This window comes from Streptomyces sp. NPDC043908, from assembly GCF_056435525.1.
The window spans coordinates 175,472-191,637 of sequence record NZ_JBWKEI010000012.1; the positions used below are offsets into that span (position 1 = coordinate 175,472).

General features: G+C 74.2%; 14 protein-coding genes. 9 read left to right on the forward strand and 5 right to left on the reverse strand.

Annotation, left to right across the window (positions count from 1 at the left end):
* Positions 1 to 11 precede the first annotated feature (11 nt).
* From AC069K_RS25785 to AC069K_RS25800, 4 genes are all read left to right on the forward strand, one after another.
* Entirely contained in the window at positions 12 to 3,185 is a 3,174-nt protein-coding gene (locus AC069K_RS25785; RefSeq protein ID WP_478620304.1) for a bifunctional acetate--CoA ligase family protein/GNAT family N-acetyltransferase, read from the forward strand.
* Positions 3,186 to 3,221: 36 nt separating this feature from the next.
* Positions 3,222 to 3,809, forward strand: a complete 588-nt coding sequence (locus AC069K_RS25790) for a DUF5998 family protein (RefSeq protein ID WP_358837375.1) — start codon at positions 3,222 to 3,224, stop codon at positions 3,807 to 3,809.
* Positions 3,809 to 5,002 carry an alkaline phosphatase family protein gene (locus tag AC069K_RS25795; RefSeq protein ID WP_358837374.1) on the forward strand — a complete coding sequence of 398 codons (1,194 nt, stop codon included), beginning with the start codon at positions 3,809 to 3,811 and terminating at the stop codon, positions 5,000 to 5,002. Before AC069K_RS25790 ends, AC069K_RS25795 begins: the two co-directional genes overlap by 1 nt.
* A gap of 79 nt (positions 5,003 to 5,081) precedes the next feature.
* Positions 5,082 to 5,729, forward strand: coding sequence for a thymidine kinase (locus AC069K_RS25800; RefSeq protein WP_365111375.1), 648 nt, complete (start codon positions 5,082 to 5,084; stop codon positions 5,727 to 5,729).
* A gap of 56 nt (positions 5,730 to 5,785) precedes the next feature.
* Here the strand turns inward: AC069K_RS25800 and AC069K_RS25805 are convergent, their stop codons facing one another.
* Positions 5,786 to 6,559 carry a VOC family protein gene (locus tag AC069K_RS25805; RefSeq protein WP_365111372.1) on the reverse strand — a complete coding sequence of 258 codons (774 nt, stop codon included), beginning with the start codon at positions 6,557 to 6,559 and terminating at the stop codon, positions 5,786 to 5,788.
* A gap of 224 nt (positions 6,560 to 6,783) precedes the next feature.
* Between AC069K_RS25805 and AC069K_RS25810 the strand changes: the two genes are divergently transcribed.
* Entirely contained in the window at positions 6,784 to 7,632 is an 849-nt protein-coding gene (locus AC069K_RS25810; RefSeq protein ID WP_478620310.1) for a sulfurtransferase, read from the forward strand.
* A gap of 108 nt (positions 7,633 to 7,740) precedes the next feature.
* Here AC069K_RS25810 and sepH read toward each other — a convergent pair whose 3' ends face one another.
* Complete coding sequence (gene sepH / locus AC069K_RS25815; protein WP_365111366.1) at positions 7,741 to 8,796, reverse strand: septation protein SepH; 1,056 nt, start codon at positions 8,794 to 8,796, stop codon at positions 7,741 to 7,743.
* A 499-nt stretch (positions 8,797 to 9,295) separates the two neighbouring features.
* Between sepH and AC069K_RS25820 the strand changes: the two genes are divergently transcribed.
* Complete coding sequence (locus tag AC069K_RS25820) at positions 9,296 to 10,138, forward strand: hypothetical protein (protein WP_478620313.1); 843 nt, start codon at positions 9,296 to 9,298, stop codon at positions 10,136 to 10,138.
* 22 nt (positions 10,139 to 10,160) lie between these two features.
* Here the strand turns inward: AC069K_RS25820 and AC069K_RS25825 are convergent, their stop codons facing one another.
* Positions 10,161 to 11,471, reverse strand: coding sequence for a D-arabinono-1,4-lactone oxidase (locus AC069K_RS25825; protein WP_478620316.1), 1,311 nt, complete (start codon positions 11,469 to 11,471; stop codon positions 10,161 to 10,163).
* Complete coding sequence (locus tag AC069K_RS25830) at positions 11,440 to 12,678, reverse strand: MFS transporter (protein WP_365111358.1); 1,239 nt, start codon at positions 12,676 to 12,678, stop codon at positions 11,440 to 11,442. The genes AC069K_RS25825 and AC069K_RS25830 overlap by 32 nt, the downstream gene beginning before the upstream one ends.
* Before the next feature lie 191 nt (positions 12,679 to 12,869).
* On the opposite strand from AC069K_RS25830, the gene AC069K_RS25835 reads away from it, so the two are divergent.
* The gene (locus AC069K_RS25835) at positions 12,870 to 14,021 is read left to right on the forward strand and encodes a ferrochelatase (protein WP_478620320.1); all 1,152 of its coding nucleotides are present in this window, start codon (positions 12,870 to 12,872) and stop codon (positions 14,019 to 14,021) included.
* A gap of 9 nt (positions 14,022 to 14,030) precedes the next feature.
* Positions 14,031 to 14,855, forward strand: a complete 825-nt coding sequence (locus tag AC069K_RS25840; protein WP_365111353.1) for an inositol monophosphatase family protein — start codon at positions 14,031 to 14,033, stop codon at positions 14,853 to 14,855.
* 82 nt (positions 14,856 to 14,937) lie between these two features.
* Here the strand turns inward: AC069K_RS25840 and AC069K_RS25845 are convergent, their stop codons facing one another.
* The gene (locus AC069K_RS25845; RefSeq protein WP_358835111.1) at positions 14,938 to 15,111 is read right to left on the reverse strand and encodes a hypothetical protein; all 174 of its coding nucleotides are present in this window, start codon (positions 15,109 to 15,111) and stop codon (positions 14,938 to 14,940) included.
* A 399-nt stretch (positions 15,112 to 15,510) separates the two neighbouring features.
* Here AC069K_RS25845 and AC069K_RS25850 point away from each other — a divergent pair, with 399 nt between their 5' ends.
* Positions 15,511 to 16,164, forward strand: coding sequence for a response regulator transcription factor (locus tag AC069K_RS25850; RefSeq protein WP_365111350.1), 654 nt, complete (start codon positions 15,511 to 15,513; stop codon positions 16,162 to 16,164).
* Positions 16,165 to 16,166 lie beyond the last annotated feature (2 nt).

A 16,166-nucleotide genomic window follows, 5' to 3' on the forward strand; every position in this document is an offset into this window, starting at 1 on the left:
AGGCTGCCGGTATGCAGGCTCCGCAGGAGAAGACGCAGGACCCCGCGTACCCGGCCCACTGGGAGGCCGATGTCGTGCTGCGCGACGGGGGGACCGCCCGGATCAGGCCCATCACCACCGAGGACGCGGAGCGGCTCGTCTCGTTCTACGAGCAGGTCTCGGACGAGTCCAAGTACTACCGCTTCTTCGCGCCCTACCCCCGGCTCTCCGCCAAGGACGTGCACCGCTTCACCCATCACGACTACGTGGACCGGGTGGGACTCGCGGCGACGGTCGGCGGCGAGTTCATCGCGACCGTCCGCTACGACCGGATCGACGCCCAGGGCCGGCCCGCCTCGGCGCCCGCCGACGAGGCCGAGGTGGCGTTCCTGGTCCAGGACGCCCACCAGGGGCGCGGGGTCGCCTCCGCGCTCCTCGAACACATCGCGGAGGTCGCGCGCGAGCGGGGGATCAGGCGGTTCGCGGCGGAGGTGCTGCCCGCCAACAACAAGATGATCAAGGTGTTCACGGACGCCGGCTACCAGCAGAAGCGTTCCTTCGAGGACGGCTCGGTCCATCTCACGCTGGATCTGGAGCCGACCGCCGAGTCGCTGGCCGTGCAGCGCGCGCGTGAGCAGCGCGCCGAGGCCCGCTCGGTGCAGCGGCTGCTCGCCCCCGGCTCGGTGGCCGTGATCGGCGCCGGCCGCGCGCCGGGCGGCGTGGGCCGCACGGTGCTGCGCAACCTCCTGGGCGCGGGCTTCACCGGACGGGTGTACGCGGTCAACCGGGCCCTGCCGGAAGGCGGTTCCGAGATCGAGGGCGTCCGGGCGGTCCGCTCGCTCGGCGAGATCGGGGAGCCGGTCGACCTCGCGGTCGTCGCGGTCCCGGCCGAACGGGTGCCGGAGGCGGTCGCGGAGTGCGGCGAGCACGGGGTGCAGGGGCTGGTCGTGCTGTCCGCCGGGTACGCCGAGAGCGGCGCGGCCGGACGCGAGCGCCAGCGCGAACTGCTGCGGCAGGTGCGGTCGTACGGGATGCGGCTGATCGGGCCCAACGCGTTCGGCGTCATCAACACCGCGCCCGGGACGCGCCTGAACGCCTCGCTCGCGCCCGAGCCGCCGCGGCGGGGCCGCATCGGCCTGTTCACCCAGTCGGGCGCGATCGGCATCGCGCTCCTGTCGGGACTGCACCGGCGGGGCGCGGGCCTGTCGGCGTTCATCTCGTCGGGCAACCGGGCGGACGTCTCGGGCAACGACATCCTCCAGTACTGGTACGAGGACGCGGACACGGACGTGGTCCTGCTGTACCTGGAGTCCATCGGCAACCCGCGGAAGTTCACCCGGCTCGCGCGGCGGACGGCGGCGGTGAAGCCGGTGGTCGCGGTGAAGGGCGCCCGCCACAGCGGCTCGACCCCGCCGGGCCACGCCGTCCCGGTGACCCGGGTCCCGGACGCGGCGGTCTCGGCGCTGCTGCGCCAGGCGGGCGTGATCCGGGTGGACACGGTGACCGAGCTGGTCGACGCGGGCGTCCTGCTCGCGGGCCAGCCGCTCCCGGCCGGGCCGCGCGTCGCCATCCTCGGCAACTCGGAGTCCCTCGGCCTGCTCACGTACGACGCCTGTCTCACGGAGGGCCTGCGCCCGCACCCGCCGGTCGACCTGACGACGGCGGCCGCCCCCGAGGACTTCCGCGACGCCCTGGCCCGGGCCCTGGCGGACGAGTTCTGCGACGCGGTGGTGGTCACGGCGATCCCCTGGGTGGGCGAGCCCGGCTACCCCGACGAGGCCCTGGCCGCGGCCCTGCACCAGGCCACGACGACGGCCCCCGGGAAGCCGGTGGCGGTGGTGCACGTGGAACTGGGCGGGCTGGCGGAAGCCCTGGCAGCCGCAGCAAGCACAGCCCCCCGCACCCAGCCCGCCCGACCCACCCCCACCCGCGAAGGGGCACAAGGGCACGCCCCCACCGCCCTCCCGGGGCGGAGCCCCGCAGGGGTGCAGGAGCGGAGCCCCGCGAACAGTCCGGGGCACAGCCCCGACGAGCTGCAAGGCCACACCCGCACCGGCGCCCCAGGGCCCAGCGCCGACGAGGCGCAGGGGCACGCCCCCACCGGCGCGGCGCCCAGCGCCGACGGGGCACAAGGGCACGCCCCCACCGGCCTCCCGGGGCGGAGCCCCGCAGGGGTGCAGGGGCGTAGCCCCGCGGGGGGTCCGGGGGCGCAGCCCCCGGGGACATCCTCCCTCCTCAGCCCACCCCCACCCCCGGAGGGTTTCGGGAAGGGGCGGGGTGGGGGACAACCCCCCGGCCACGACGCACCCGCACCCGAACACGCGCCCCCCACCACCCCCCACCGCATCCCCGCCTACCCCGCCGCGGAACGCGCGGTCCGCGCCCTCGCCGAAGCCGTCCGCTACGGCCAGTGGCGACGCCAGGCCGCCGAGCAGGGCCGCGTCCCGCAGTACGACGACATCGACGAGACGGGCGCGGCGGCCGACATCGAGCGGCTGCTCGGGGACGCCGACCCCCGGGGCACCACCCTGCCCGCCGAGGCGGCCGCCGCCCTCCTCGCCCGGTACGGCATCCCCGTACGCCCCGCCCTGCCCGCCCCCCACCCCGACGCCGCCGTCGCGGCCGCCGCCCGCCTCGGCTACCCCGTCGCCCTGAAGACCACCGCCCCGCACCTGCGCCACCGCCCCGACCTCGGCGGCGTCCGTCTCGAACTCGCGGACGAGGAGCAACTGCGCCGCGCGTACACGGAGTTGACGCAGGCCCTGGGCAAGCCCGAGGAGCTCCAGCCGGTCGTCCAGGCGATGGCCCCGCGCGGCGTGGACACCGTAGTGCGCGCCGCCATCGACCCGGCCGTCGGCGCCGTCCTCTCCTTCGGCCTGGCCGGAGCCGCCTCCGAGCTGCTCGGCGACACCGGCCACCGCCTGGTCCCCGCCACCGACCGGGACGCCGCCGAGCTGGTCCGGTCGATCCGGACAGCCCCCCTCCTCTTCGGCTGGCGCGGCTCCGCCCCGGTGGACACGGCGGCTCTCGAAGAGCTGCTGCTGCGGGTCTCGCGGCTGGTCGACGACCACCCCGAGGTCGTCGCCGTCTCCCTGGAACCGGTCGTCGTCGCCCAGCACGGCCTGTCCGTACTCGGCGCGAGCCTGCGCCTCGCACCCCCGCCGCCCCGCTCCGACCTCGGCCCGCGCCGCCTGCCCAGCTACTGAAACGATCGGGCCCCGGGGCCCCGTAGGATGGAGTCCATGGCGAAGACCGGCACGATGACCCAGGGGCTGCGCGCGGCGATCGAGCGCAGCGGCTACTACCCGGCCCTTGTGGCCGAGGCGGTGGAGGCCGCCGTCGGTGGTGAGCCCATCGCGTCGTACCTGGTCCACCAGGAGACCACCTTCGACGCCAACGAGGTCCGCCGCCATGTGACGGTCCTGGTCCTGACGGACAACCGTTTCATCGTCAGCCACACCGACGAGCAGAACGCGGACACCAGCTCCCCGACGCCGTACGCCACGACCTCCACCGAGTCCGTGAAGCTCGACCGGATCTCGTCCGTGGTCGTGAGCCGCGTGGTGGCCAACCCCGAGTCGTACACCCCGGGCACCCTGCCCCGCGAGGTCGTCCTGACCATCGGCTGGGGCGCGGTCTCCCGGATCGACCTGGAGCCCGCCGCCTGCGGCGACCCGAACTGCGACGCCGACCACGGCTACACCGGCAGCTCCACCGCCGACGACCTGAGCCTGCGCGTCAGCGAGGCCGGGGACGGGCCGGACACCGTGCGCCAGACCCTCGGCTTCGCCCAGGCGCTCTCCGAGGCCACCGCGGCGACCTCCCGCTGATGGTCCAGCCCACCTGGCAGGACCCCGAGCCCCTCGCCCTCGACACCGCCCCCCTGCCCGAGTACGGCAGCGGTTCGCTCGCCGACCTGCTGCCCACCCTCGCGGCGGGCATGGGCGTGCCCGGGACGACCGCCGCCATCGCGGAGCTGACCCCGGCCGACCGGAACTGCGTGTTCCTGATCGACGGGCTCGGCTGGGAACAGATCAAGGCACACCCGGACGAGGCGCCCTATCTGCACGGGCTGCTCGCGGGCTCGCGCGGCGGCACCGGCCGGCCGATCACGGCCGGGTTCCCGGCCACCACCGCCACCTCCCTCGCCTCCGTCGGCACCGGCCTGCCGCCCTCCGCGCACGGCCTGCCCGGCTACACCGCGCGCGACCCGCGGACCGGCGAGCTGATGAACCAGCTCCGCTGGAAGCCGTGGACCGATCCGCACGCCTGGCAGCCCTACCCCACGGTCTTCCAGCTGGCCGACGCGGCGGGCGTGCACACCGCCCAGGTGTCCTCGCCGACCTTCGAGCACACCCCGCTCACCAAGGTCGCGCTCAGTGGCGGAACGTTTCACGGCAGGCTGACCGGCGAGGACCGCATGGACCTGGCCGCCGCCCAACTGGCCGCCGGGGACCGCTCGCTCGTCTACACGTACTACAGCGAGGTCGACGGCAAGGGCCACCGCTTCGGCGTGGACTCGGACGCCTGGCGGGGCCAGCTGATGTACGTCGACCGGCTGGTCCAGCGGCTCGCCGAGCAGCTGCCGCCGCGCTCCGCGCTCTATGTCACCGCCGACCACGGCATGATCGACATCCCCTTCGACGAGGAGTCGCGCATCGACTTCGACGAGGACTGGGAGCTGCGCGCGGGAGTGGCCCTGCTCGGCGGCGAGGGCCGGGCCCGCCATGTGTACGCCGTCCCCGGCGCCGAGTCCGACGTGCTCACCGTCTGGCGCGAGGTGCTGGGCGAGCAGTTCTGGGTGGCGAGCCGGGACGAGGCCATCGCGGCGGGCTGGTTCGGGCAGCCGGGCGCCTGCGACGAGCGGGTGTACGGGCGGATCGGCGACGTCGTCGCGGCCGCCCACGCCGATGTGGTGATCATCGCCTCGCGGAACGAGCCGCACGAGTCCGCGATGGTCGGCATGCACGGCTCGATGACCCCCGTCGAGCAGCTCGTGCCGCTCCTCGAAGTACGCTCGTAGTCTCCCTCCCGCACCTCCCCCTCTCCTCCGTCTCCTGTACGCGGACGCGTGCGCAGATCCGAAAGGCCGTCACCCTCCCATGCCCGAGTTGGTGTTCTTCTCCGGAACGATGGACTGCGGAAAGAGCACCCTCGCTCTGCAGATCGAGCACAACCGCTCCGCGCGCGGCCTCCAGGGCATGATCTTCACCCGGGACGACCGCGCGGGCGAGGGCAAGCTGTCCTCCCGGCTCGGGCTGGTGACGGACGCGGTCGAAGCGGCCGAGGGCTTCGACTTCTACGCGTACCTGGTCGCCCACCTCTCCAAGGGCGGCCGCTGCGACTACGTGATCGCCGACGAGGCGCAGTTCCTCGCGCCCGACCAGATCGACCAGCTCGCCCGGGTCGTCGACGACCTCGACCTGGACGTCTTCGCCTTCGGCATCACCACCGACTTCCGCTCCAAGCTCTTCCCCGGCTCGCAGCGGCTGGTCGAGCTGGCGGACCGCGTCGAGGTCCTCCAGGTCGAGGCGCTCTGCTGGTGCGGGGCGCGCGCCACGCACAACGCGCGTACGCGGGGCGGGGAGATGGTGGTCGAGGGCGCGCAGGTCGTCGTCGGCGACGTGAACCACTCCGAGGACGAGATCGGGTACGAGGTGCTGTGCCGGCGCCACCACCGGCGCCGGATGACGGCCGCCGCGGCGCGGGCGGCCGCCCTGTCGCCGGACGTCCTGCCCATCGACGCGTAGGCGCCGCGGCCGCCGTGCTCCGTCCGCGGGCCGGTGGGGGCTCGCGCGGGCGGGGATCAGGCCGTCGACCGCACCAGCGTGAACACCGCTCCCTCCGGGTCCGTCACCGTCGCCACCCGGCCGCTCGCCGAGTCGCGGGGCGGCTGGAGGACGTGGCCCCCCAGCTCCGTGACCCGCTGGGCCGCCTCGTCGGTGTCCGCGACCTCGAAGTACGTCATCCAGTGCGCGCCCTTGTCGCGCGGCAGCGCCTGGCCCACGCCGTGCAGGGAGCAGACGGGGCGGCCCTCGATGCGCAGCGTCACCCGGTCGAGGTCGGCCGACTCCGCCGTCTCCCTCTCGTAGCCGAACACCGACTCGTAGAACTTGCCGACCGCGGCGGTCTCACGGGTGACCAGTTCGTTCCAGACCGGGGTGCCCGGGGCGCCGGCCACCGCCGTGCCCACGTGCGCCTGCGCCTGCCAGGCGCCGAAGACGGCGCCCTCCGGGTCCGAGGCGATCACCAGCCGTCCCGCGTCGCCCGCCTCCAGCGGACCGACGCCGACCGTGCCGCCGCAGTGCCGGATCGTCTCGGCCGTGGCGTCGGCGTCGTCGGTGGCCAGATACGTGGTCCAGGCGATCGGCAGGTGCTGGTCGGGCGGGAGCTGCCCGATGCCCGCCACCTCCGCGCCGTCGAGCAGGGCCCGCACATAGGGGCCGAGCGAGGCGGGCCCCGGCCGGAACTCCCAGCCGAACAGCGCCGCGTAGAACTCCTGGGTGGGAGCCAGGGCATGCACCATGAGGCTCACCCAGCAGGGTGTGCCGGGCGTGCGCCGGGTCTCTGCCTGGGACATCGTGACTCTCTCCTCGGACCATCGCTGGGGGATCGCGCCCTGAAGAGACGGGCGGCCGGGCCACGCCGACGCCCGCCTTCCCGCAGATGCTTGCACCACCGACGGCCAAGCGCGCCCCGGCCGCGCCGCTTTTGGCGCGTTCCCGAAGGAGGATGCCCGCTTTGGCATTTCTCATCCGTTTCGGGGCCGTTACGCGGTGCCGCGCGCTGCGGAAGGATGGCCTCATGAACGCCATCATCAGCGCATCCGAACTGGCGGACGAGCTGGCCGGGGAGCGTCCCCCGGTCCTCCTGGACATCCGCTGGCAGCTCAGTGTGGCGAAGGCGGGCGGCGCCGCCCCCTTCGACGGCCGGGCCGCGTACGAGGCCGGGCATCTGCCGGGCGCGGTCTTCGTCGACCTCGACGGGGAGCTGGCGGGACCGCCCGGCGACGGCGGACGCCACCCGCTGCCCGACGTCGCGGAGTTCGGCGCCGTGATGCGCCGCGCGGGCGTGTCGGGCGGCAGGCCTGTCGTCGTCTACGACGGCGGCCAGGGCTGGGCCGCAGCCCGCGCCTGGTGGCTGCTGCGCTGGACGGGTCACCAGGACGTCCGGGTCCTCGACGGCGGCCTCGCCGCCTGGACCGGCCCCCTGTCGAGCGAGGTCCCGGCGCCCGCCGAGGGCGACTTCGTGCCCGAGCCCGGCGCGGTCGGCCTGCTCGACGCGGACGGGGCGGCGGCGCTCGCGCGGTCCGGGCTGCTGCTGGACGCCCGGGCGGGGGAGCGGTACCGGGGCGAGGTCGAGCCCATCGACCGGGTGGGCGGCCACATCCCGGGCGCGGTCTCCGCCCCGACCACCGAGAACGTGGGCCCCGACGGGTGCTTCCTGCCTCCCGAGGCCCTCGCCGACCGCTTCAAGTCCCTGGGGGCCTCGGGCAACGAGGTCGGGGTGTACTGCGGTTCGGGGGTCTCCGGCGCGCACGAGGTGCTGGCCCTGGCGGTCGCGGGCATTCCGGCCGCGCTCTACGCGGGGTCCTGGTCGCAGTGGTCCTCGGACGAGTCGCGCCCGGTGGCGACCGGGCCCGACCCGCAGTAGCGCGCCGAGGGGCCCGCGCCGGACGCGGGCCCCTCGGGTTTCGCAGTCATACGCACCGTACGCGGCCGTACGCGGACGCACGCGGCGGACGTACGGGCCGCCCTGCTCCTACTCCTGCTTCTTGCGCCGGGTCCCGAAGACGATCTCGTCCCAGCTCGGCACGGCTGCCCGCCGCCCGGGCCGGACGCCGTCCGCCTCGGCCTGGCGGTCGGTGGTGCCGGTGAGGCGGTCGCGGTGGCCGGTGACCGAACGGGGCATCAGGACGTCCGCGTACGCCGCGCCGGCGCCCGCCGACGCCGCCGGTGCGGGCGGCTCCTCGATCTCGGGCTCCGCCTCCGGTTCGCCCGCCGGGGGTTCCACGGGCGGGGCGGGCCGCTCGGGCACCACCATGTCGCCGCGGAAGCTCGGTACGGCCTCCAGGAGGCTGGTCAGCGAGTCGCTCTCGTCCGAGGCGGCCACGGGCTCGGGCGCCACGGGCGCGGTCGGGCGCTCCAGGGGCCGCTCCAACTGCCGGTCCAGGGCGCGGTCCAGCGGCCTGTCCCGGGGCAGCCTGGCGATTCTGGGCACGAACGGGAAGCTCGGCTCGGGGGTGTCGTCGGTCTCGCCGATCAGCGACCGGGCCTCGTCGTCGACGGCCTGGACGAGCCGGCGCGGCGGGTCGTAGGTCCAGCTGGCGGCGTGCGGCTCGGTGGCCACCCGGTAGACGAGCAGGACCTCCCAGGTGCCGTCGTCGCGGCGCCAGGAGTCCCACTGGACACTGTCCTTGTCGGCGCCGCGCAGCAGCAGCCGCTCCTGGACGGCCTCGCCGAGCTGGGGGCCGGTGTTCTCGCCCGGACGCCGCACGGGGGTCTTGCGCGCCCGCTCGGCCATGAAGGCACGCTCCGCGAGCACGGGGCCCTCGAAGCGCCGGACCCGGTCCACGGGAATCCCGGCGAGCTGGGCGACCTCCTCGGCCGAGGCACCCGCCCGTATACGCGCCTGGATGTCGCGCGGGCGGAGGTGGCTCTCGACCTCGATCTCGATCTGCCCGAGCCGGGCGCGGTCGTTGCGCACGGCGGCGCGCAGCCGCTCATCGATCGGAAGCGTGTATTCCGTGCTGTCCGCAGCCTTGAGCACCAGTCGTGTGCCGTCGTTGGAGACGGCCACGACACGCAGTTCGGGCATGGGGACCTCCCGGGTGGTGCCTGCCGACGTCACCTGCGTCGCTGCTTCCGCTAGTCGAGTGTGGCCTGCCCGGGTGCAGCCTGCCACAACCTTGCCGAGTTGCCCGGCGTGTCGGGCATGGGCCCTGGAACGCCGTTATGGCACGGTTACCTGTTCGCGACGCAGAGTGACCGAAGTGGTCGCTCTGGACAGCAGGCGTCCGTGCGGTGCCGCGGCGCCGCCGGTTCGAGTGCCGCTTTCGGCCCCCTCCCGCAGTGCCCGGAAACCCGAGAGGGAGACCAGGCCCAGGGCTCGCCACAGTACTCCATTCGGGCCACGGGGGTGGACCGCCGCGCCGCCGAAGTTCTCCCTGGGGGCGGGAGTTGGACGCCGCGCGCCGGACGAATACGCACTTCATACGTGGCGTGCTTCACAGAATCGCCAGAAACGGAACTAATCGCTTCGCCCATAGGTCCCTCCTACGTACAAGCGGACGGAGAAGGGCGAACAGAGGGTTTTAATGGGTGAGAAGCCGGATACCGGGACGAAACTGGACGAGAAGCGCCTCGATCTGAGTGTGCCCCAGGTCGCGGGCAGCGCGCTCGCGGCCGTCGCGGCGGCCGTGCTCGCCTCCCGGCTCGGTGTCTACGGGACGATCGTCGGCGCGGGCGTGGTGAGCGTCGTCGCCACCTGCGGCGGCACGGTCTTCCAGCACCTGTTCCGGCGTACCGCGGAACAACTGCGCGACGTCACCGCCCAGTCCCTGCCCCGGGCCCGCCGCGATCCGGCCCGCCCCGCGTACGAGGGCACCCGCGCGGGCGAGTTCGGCGCGGCCACCGTGCACGGCACCCGGCTGCGCGGCTGGAAGCGCTCGTCGCTCGGCGCGGCCGTCGTCTTCGCGGTCGCGATGGGCGGCATCACGGCGTACGAACTGGCGTCCGGCGCGGAGCTGGGCGGCGGCGGGGGCGGCACCACCGTCGGCTCGGTCGTCCGGGGGAGCGGAGACGGGGCGGCCGGGCCGGACAAGGACTCCCGCCCCGAGCGTCCCGCCTCGCCCGCGCCCGGCACCGGCGGCGAAGGGGGCACCTCCGCCACGCCGGACCCCGGCGGGGGAACCGGCAGCGCGCCCAGCCCGGGCACCTCGGCCCCGACGTCCCCCAGCCCTTCCCCGACCCCCTCCACCGGGTCCGGCGGCGCCTCCACCGGAGGTACGGGCTCCTCGGGCGGCACCTCGTCGGGCAGCACCCCGGCCCCGGCCCCGTCGTCACCCTCCGCCCCCACGGACGGGAAGCCCCCGGCCCCGGACCCCGCGCCGCCCGGCACGGACGGCGGAGCGGGCGCGGACGCCGTCCCGTCGTCGTAGGGCGCAGGTCTCCGCCGGCCCGTCAGTCCCCGAGCACCCGGCGCAGATAGGCGTTGCCGAAGAGCCGGTCGGGGTCGAGCCGGTCGCGCAGGGCGGTGAACTCGCCGAAGCGGGGGTAGACCTCGGCGAAGTACTCGGCGTCGCGGCTGTGCACCTTGCCCCAGTGCGGACGGCCCGCGTGCGCGGTCATGATCCGCTCCACGGCGGTGAAGTACGCCTGGTACGGCGTGCCCCGGTACATGTGCACGGCGATGTACGCGGTGTCGCGCCCCGACGCCGTGGAGAGCGCGATGTCGTCGGCCGGGGCGGTGCGCACCTCCACCGGGAAGCTCACCCGCAGCCTCGACCGGTCGACCAGCGCCCGCACTTCGCGCAGCGCCTCCACGACGGCCTCGCGCGGCAGGGCGTACTCCATCTCGACGAACCGCACCCGGCGGGGACTTGTGAAGACCTTGTACGGAATGTCGGTGTACGTACGGGCGGAGAGGGCGCGGCTGGAAACCTTGGCGATCGCGGGGATCGTCGCGGGGACGGCCCGGCCCAGCGAACAGACGACCTGGAAGAGGCCGTTCGACATGAACTCGTCCTCGATCCAGCCGCTCACCCGGCCGGGCGGGGCGGCGGGGCCCGCGCTGCGGTTGTTGCGCTTGGTGTTGCAGTTGCCGGTGTGCGGGAACCAGTAGAACTCGAAGTGCTCGTTCTCGGCGTACAGCGCGTCGAACTCCGACGTGACCTTGTCGAAGGTCATCGGCTCCTCGCGCGCGGTGAGCAGGAACTCGGGCTCCACGGCGAAGGTGATCGCCGAGACGACGCCGAGCGCCCCGAGGCCGATCCGGGCCGCCGCGAAGACCTCCGGGTTCTCCTTCGCCGAGCAGGTCAGCGACGAGCCGTCGGCCGTGATCAGTTCGAGGCCGGTGATCTGCGCGGCGATCGAGGCCGAGTCGCGGCCGGTGCCGTGGGTGCCGGTGGAGGTGGCCCCGGCCACCGTCTGCTCCATGATGTCGCCCATGTTGGTGAGCGAGAGGCCCTCGCGCGTGAGGACGGCGTTCAGCCGCTTCAGGGGCGTGCCCGCCTCGACGGTCACCGTCATGGCCGTACGGTCGATCTGCCGGATCCCGGTGAGCAGGTCCGGGCGTATGAGCACGCCGTCGGTGGCGGCGGCCGTGGTGAAGGAGTGGCCGGTGCCGACCGCCTTCACCTTCAGACCGTCCTCGGCGGCCCGGCGCACCACCTCGGCCAGTTCGTCCGCCGAGGCGGGGGAGGCCTCCCGCACCGGCCGGGCCGTGACGTTCCCCGCCCAGTTACGCCATGTGCTGCTGGTCGCTCCGCTCATCTGCTCCGAGCCCCTCCCGTTGCGGCGCCGGCCTGCGCAGCCGGCGGTACCCCAGGAACGCCACCGCGGCCGCGAGCGCTCCCGACACGACGGGCACCAGATACCCCGAGCGCGCGCCCGCCGCGTCCACCACCCAGCCGGCGGCCGACGACCCGAGCGCCACACCGACCGCCAGCCCGGTACTCGTCCAGGTCATGCCCTCGGTGAGCTTGCTGCGCGGTACATGCTGTTCGACGAGGGCCATCGTCGTCACCATCGTCGGTGCGATGGACAGGCCCGCGACAAAGAGCGCCACGGCCAGGAACGGCAGGCTCCCGGCCAGTTGGAGCGGGATCATACTCACCGCCATCGCACACACGCCCACCAGCCACCTCGTGGCAGGGGCCCCCTTGAGGCGCAGCAGCCCGAAGACCGCTCCCGCGAGGCAGGAGCCCAGCGCGTAGACGGCGAGCACCAGACTGGCCGCCGCCTTGTGGCCGCGCTCGTCCGCGAAGGCCACGGTGACCACGTCCACCGCGCCGAAGATCGCGCCGGTGGCGACGAACGTGGCGACCAGGACCTGGAGTCCGGGGGAGCGCAGGGCGGCGCCGCCGGTGTGGTGCTCGCGCGGGTGCGGCACGGGCTCGGTGGCGCGCTGGGCGGTCAGCCAGAAGACGCCGGCGACCAGGAAGCCGGCCGCGATCAGCGGCCCCGCCTCCGGGAACCAGGCGGTGGAGAGCCCGATGGAGAGGATCGGCCCGACGATGAAGCAGAGCTCGTCGACGATCGACTCCCACGAGTACGCCGCGTGCAGGCTCTGCCCGTCGCCCCGGTAGAGGTCGGCCCAGCGGGCGCGGACCATCGAACCCACGCTCGGCACACAGCCCGCGCCCGCGGCGAAGACGAACAGCGACCAGTCGGGCGCGCCCTGCTGGGCGCAGACGAGCAGCCCGGCCACGGCGGCCACCGCGGCGAGCGTCGCGGGCCGCAGCACCCGCCGCTGGCCGTGCCGGTCGACCAGGCGCGAGATGTACGGGCCGAGCACGGCGGCCGACATGGCGAGCGTCGCCGACAGTGCCCCGGCCAGGCCGTAGCGGCCGGTGAGCTGGGAGACCATCGTGACGATGCCGATGCCCATCATGGACAGCGGCATCCGGCCGAGCAGCCCGGCCGCGGAGAACCGCTTGGTGCCGGGTGCGGTGAAGATCGCGCGGTAGGGACTGGGCATGGGCGCTCCGGCTGCCGGCTCAGCCGTACGGCTGAGGCGTTTACTTAATACCTAAAGCTTACGGTGTTGAACTTACGGTGTCCGGTGCCCCGGCGCACCCGCTTTTCCCGTCCGCCCCGCACGTACCGAACCCGACCATCCCGCTCCGGCCGGTTCCGCGCCTGTCGGTGGCGGATGGCAGGATCGGTGCCATGTCCGATCTGCGCGATCAAGCTCCTGGAGCGGCCGGCGAAGCGGCTCCGTACGACGCCCTGCTGCTGCTCTCCTTCGGCGGCCCCGAGGGCCCGGACGACGTGGTCCCGTTCCTGGAGAACGTGACGCGCGGCCGGGGCATCCCCAAGGAGCGGCTCAAGGAGGTGGGGCAGCACTACTTCCTGTTCGGCGGGGTCAGCCCCATCAACGACCAGAACCGCGCCCTGCTGGACGCCCTGCGCGAGGACTTCGCGCAGGCCGGCCTGGACCTCCCGGTCCACTGGGGCAACCGGAACTGGGCGCCCTACCTGACGGACGCCCTGCGCGAGATGGCCCTGGCGGGCCACCGCCGTATCGCCGTGCTCACCACCAGCGCCTACGCGTCGTACTCGGGCTGCCGCCAGTACCGGGAGAACCTGGCGGACGCGCTGGCGGCGCTCGCCGCCGAGGGCATCGAGCCGCCGCGCGTGGACAAGCTGCGGCACTACTTCAACCACCCCGGCTTCGTGCGCCCGATGGTCGACGGCGTCCTCGCCGCGCTGGAGCGGCTGCCCGCGGAGGTCCGCGCCGGCGCCCACCTCGCGTTCACCACGCACTCCATCCCCGACGCCTCCGCCGACACCTCCGGCCCGGCCGAGGAGCACGGGAAGGGCGGCGCCTATGTGCGCGAGCACCTGGACGTGGCCCGGCTCATCGCCGACGCCGTGCGCGAGGAGACCGGGGCCGAGCGGCCCTGGGAGCTGGTCTACCAGTCGCGCTCCGGCGCCCCGCACATCCCCTGGCTGGAGCCGGACATCTGCGACCACCTGGAGACGCTGCACGGCAAGGGCGCGCCCGCGGCCGTGATGGTGCCCATCGGCTTCGTCTCGGACCACATGGAGGTCCTGTACGACCTGGACACGGAGGCCACCGCCAAGGCCGCCGAGCTGGGACTGCCCGTGGTGCGCTCGGCCACCGTCGGCGCCGACCCCCGGTTCGCCGCCGCCGTGCGCGAACTCGTCCTGGAGCGGGCGGCGGCCGAGCGCGGCGAGCGCGTCGAGCGCTGCGCCCTGGGCGCCCTGGGCCCCTCGCACGACCTCTGCCCGGTCGGCTGCTGCCCGGCCCGCACCCCCCGGCCCGCCGCGGCCGGCGCCGACAGCCCGTACGCGTAAGGAGCCACCATGACCGAGTCCGACACCCGGCAGGCCGGGCACGAGGAGAACCGGGAGCTGCTCGCCCTGGCCCTGGAGGCCGCCCACCGGGCCGGCGCGCTGCTGCGCGACGGGCGCCCGGACGACCTGGGCGTGGCCGCCACCAAGTCGAGCTCCATCGACGTCGTCACCGAGATGGACATCGCCGCCGAGAAGCTGATCACCGGCTTCCTCTCCGAGCGCCGCCCCGCCGACGGCTTCCTCGGTGAGGAGGGCGCCTCCAGCGAGGGCACCAGCGGCGTCCGCTGGGTCATCGACCCGCTGGACGGCACCGTCAACTACCTGTACGGACTGCCGACTTGGGCGGTCTCCATCGCCGCCGAGCGCGACGGCGTACGGGTCGCGGGCGTCGTCGAGGCCCCGATGCGCGGCGAGACGTACCACGCGGTGCTCGGCGGCGGCGCGTTCTGCGGGGAGCGGCGGCTGCGCTGCCGTCCGCCGGCCCCGCCGGAGCAGTCCCTGCTCGGCACCGGCTTCGCCTACGTCCAGGCGGTCCGGGCCCACCAGGCGGCCGTCGTGGCGCGGCTGATCCCGCGGTTCCGGGACATCCGGCGCGGCGGTTCGGCGGCGATCGACCTGTGCGACGTGGCCGCAGGACGCCTGGACGCGTACTACGAGCGCGGCCTCAACCCCTGGGACCTGGCGGCGGGCGACCTCATCGCGCGCGAGGCGGGCGCCGTGACCGGCGGACGCCCGGGCGAGGCGGCCTCCGGGGAGCTGACCATCGCCGCGACCCCGGAGCTCTTCGGCCCCCTCCAGGCCCTCCTGGAGGAGTACGGCGCCTGGCACGACTGAGCCGCCGCCCGGCCCCCGGATCCGGGCAAGCGGAGACCCCCGGCACCGTCCTCCCCGTGCCGGGGGTCCTCGCCGTGTCGCGTCAGTACGCGGCGGCCGCGACCTCGACGCCGTGCTCGGCGGCGAGGCGGTGGAGATCGTCCAGCTCGGCCTGCTCGACCTCCGCGAGGAAGTCGTCGCCGGTCTCGCGGGCCCGCGTGAGGTCCGTCTCCGTGGCCCTGATGCGCTGCAGGAGTCCTGCGGTGAATGCGTCCATGGTGCGCCCCCTCGTCGTGGGTCGGTGGCGGGTGGCACGGGGGTGTGCCGACGGTGGAACACGGTCACGATCACGAGCAGCAGGCAGTGGCAAACCCCATACAGGGCGTGATCGCGGGTGTGCAGACGTCCTCCCCCGGCCCGGTGTACGAGAAACCTCAACTCGCGCGGCAATCCCCGCAATTCCCGGGCGGCCCGGGAATCCGCTGGTCGGGCGGCACCGGGGCGCAGCACCGTCTTACCGCCGGTTTATGGCCGTAAGGGGCAGGATGGAAGCGCACAGTCACTGCCACCGTGCCCACGGAACGGCCCGTACGGGCCCAGGAACGCCCGCGCGGGCCCACCGGCGCCACGGGGCATCAGCAGGCCCGCGAGGGCTCACTAGGGAAGGAAAAGCGCCGTGCGCGTACTCGTCGTCGAGGACGAGCAGCTGCTCGCCGATGCGGTGGCCACCGGACTGCGCCGGGAGGCCATGGCGGTCGACGTCGTGTACGACGGCGCCGCGGCCCTGGAGCGCATCGGGGTCAACGACTACGACGTGGTCGTGCTCGACCGGGACCTGCCCCTGGTCCACGGGGACGACGTCTGCCGCAGGATCGTCGAGCTCGGCATGCCCACCCGGGTCCTGATGCTGACCGCCTCCGGCGACGTCAGCGACCGGGTGGAGGGCCTGGAGATCGGCGCCGACGACTATCTGCCCAAGCCGTTCGCCTTCAGCGAGCTGACCGCCCGGGTGCGGGCGCTGGGCCGGCGCACGACCGTGCCGCTGCCGCCCATCCTGGAGCGCGCGGGGATCAAGCTCGACCCCAACCGCCGAGAGGTCTTCCGCGACGGCAAGGAGATCCAGCTGGCCCCGAAGGAGTTCGCCGTCCTGGAGGTGCTGATGCGCAGCGAGGGCGCGGTGGTCTCGGCCGAGCAGCTCCTGGAGAAGGCCTGGGACGAGAACACGGACCCGTTCACCAACGTGGTGCGCGTGACGGTCATGACCCTGCGCCGCAAGCTCGGTGAGCCGCCCGTCATCGTCACCGTGCCCGGCTCGGGATACCGGATCTGACG